This is a genomic window from Myroides albus (genome assembly GCF_009711045.1).
GTDB lineage: Bacteria > Bacteroidota > Bacteroidia > Flavobacteriales > Flavobacteriaceae > Flavobacterium > Flavobacterium album_A.
On record NZ_WMJX01000103.1, the window covers coordinates 1 to 2,386 of the forward strand.

Below are 2,386 nucleotides of genomic sequence, written 5' to 3' on the forward strand. Positions count from 1 at the left end.
ACGGGGTTTTGTTTTTTAGGCTTTTTAGACAGCCTCTTAACTATTACACTCAAAATAAAAATTCAATTAAACAACTGAACTTTCTTCAACTATATTATCTAGACTCTCGTATATAGAGTTTTGAGACTTAAACTCAGGAACAATATCTTTTAAATGCTTAACTAAAATATAAGCCTCTTGCTCACTATTATAATCACATATAATCTGACACAATTCTTCTATTTGACCTTTGGCCTTATATAGATCTTGAGAACGAACTTTAGCAATCATTATTTTATCGTGATGAGTTTTAACAGTATTTTCGTCATTTGCTAAAAGCTCTTCAAAAATCTTCTCACCTGGACGAAGACCAGTAATTTTTATATCAATGTCATCCGGGTAACTTAAGCCACTTAATCGAATCATACGCTTTGCAAGATCAAATATCTTCATTGATTGTCCCATATCAAATACAAATATCTCACCACCTTTACCCATCACTGAAGCTTCTAAAACTAATTGACAAGCTTCAGGAATTGTCATAAAATAACGAGTAATATCTTGATGAGTAACAGTTAAAGGTCCTCCTTGATCAATTTGTCGCTTAAACAAAGGTATAACAGAACCATTAGACCCTAAGACATTTCCAAAACGAGTTACTATAAAATTTGTTATACCATTACCTGCCAAAGTAGATACATAAATCTCTGCCGCACGTTTTGTAGCACCCATTACATTTGTAGGATTCACAGCTTTATCAGTGGAAACCATAACAAACTTGCCTACCTTATACTTAACAGATAAATCAGCTATAACTTTTGTACCTTTTACATTTGTATGTATAGCTTCATAAGGAAGTGCTTCCATCAAAGGCACATGCTTATATGCTGCTGCATGATAAACCATATTAGGCTTATAAAATTCAAACAGCTTTTGCATTGACTTTTCATCTCTAATATTAGCTACAATATAATAAATATCCTCACATCTACAAGATTTCATTGTTTGTTGAACATCGTACAAAGCAGATTCAGCATGATCAACTAAAATTAAAGTCTTAAAATTAAAGTTAGCAACTTGCCTTGCTATCTCACTACCAATAGATCCCGCAGCCCCAGTAATCAACACAACCTTTCTATCAATTTCCTGGGCTATAATAGGATTATGTAATTCTATACTTTTACGGCCTAATAGATCTTCAATTTTAAGTTCTTTGATATGCTTATTAGTATATTTACCCTCAAGCCAATCACTTGCAGCGGGAATTATCTTTATACTAACTGGAAGGGTTTCTAACCATTCAGATATTTCATTTAAACGTTGACGCGAAATATTCTGAATTGAAATTACAATATCATCAATCTTATTCTTCAGAATAAACTCTTTGGTAATATCTCCAGGACTATAAACTTTATAACCAGAAATTCTAGTACCTATCTTCCCTTTACTATCATCTATAAAACCAATTATTTCAGTACGCATCTTGGTATCAGATTGCAAAGCTCGTACAGTTATAATACCAGAATCACCAGCTCCGTAAATAAGTATTCTTCGCTGATTTCTTACCTCTAAAATATAAGTATGATAAAACTGACTATAAAATAAGCGAGCCAAAATCATCATTACACTTGTGAACAATAAATGAAATAAAATAAAGGAATAAGAATATCGCAAATAATCTTCTAGTTCATAGCTAAAAACACCATTACGCTGTAAAGAACTACAAATAGTCAACAAGACAGATGCAAACAGACATGTAAAAAAGACATTCTCCACATCTTTCAAACTAGTTTGCCTGATTATTCCACGATAAGGTTTGAAAATATAAAAACTAACGATATAACAAATAAAAACTATTGGGAGTTTATTCATTATTAATTCCATAGAAAAGTTACCAAAAAAATTAGTCAAAAATAAATTTGATACTAAATAAGTAAACAAAACTATTAGAAGGTCGATAAAAAAAACAATCCCACGAGGTGTATCTCGTTTCAACTGCTTTCTTAAGGCATTATTCATACTACAATTATTAAAACATCACTTGTAACCTTTTCTTTTCCCAAAGCAAAGATAAAGTAAAAAAAACTCATAATAAAATTTAAAGCTTCAACAAAAACTCATTAGAACTAAAAAAAAAACAAAAATTAATACTAATAAGTAAATACAAGAGAAAAAAATACTGTTAATTATATTCCGACAAACTTAATATAACGATATTCTTATGAAGTATATAAACAAAAAAATCCCCAACCTCATATGAGATTGGGGATTCTTAAAAGAAGGGCGACGACATACTCTCCCACTGGTTAGCAGTACCATCTGCGCTAGCGGGCTTAACTTCTCTGTTCGAAATGGGAAGAGGTGAGCCCCGCCGCAATAACCACCCTAAATCGGTTGTTACTTTAAC

At 31.6% G+C, this 2,386-nt stretch carries 1 protein-coding gene and 1 rRNA gene; both read right to left on the bottom strand.

The features are described 5' to 3' along the window. Positions 1-66: 66 nt before the first annotated feature. Positions 67-1,998, bottom strand: a complete 1,932-nt coding sequence (locus GJV76_RS15435) for a polysaccharide biosynthesis protein (protein ID WP_155093473.1) — start codon at positions 1,996-1,998, stop codon at positions 67-69. A gap of 259 nt (positions 1,999-2,257) precedes the next feature. Next, positions 2,258-2,367 (bottom strand): 5S ribosomal RNA (gene rrf / locus GJV76_RS15440). Between the last annotated feature and the right edge of the window lie 19 nt (positions 2,368-2,386).

Bases quoted from the DNA above. Each gene is read 5' to 3' on its own strand.
- GJV76_RS15435 (WP_155093473.1), bottom strand. From the start codon at position 1,998: ATGAATAATGCCTTAAGAAAGCAGTTGAAACGAGATACACCTCGTGGG.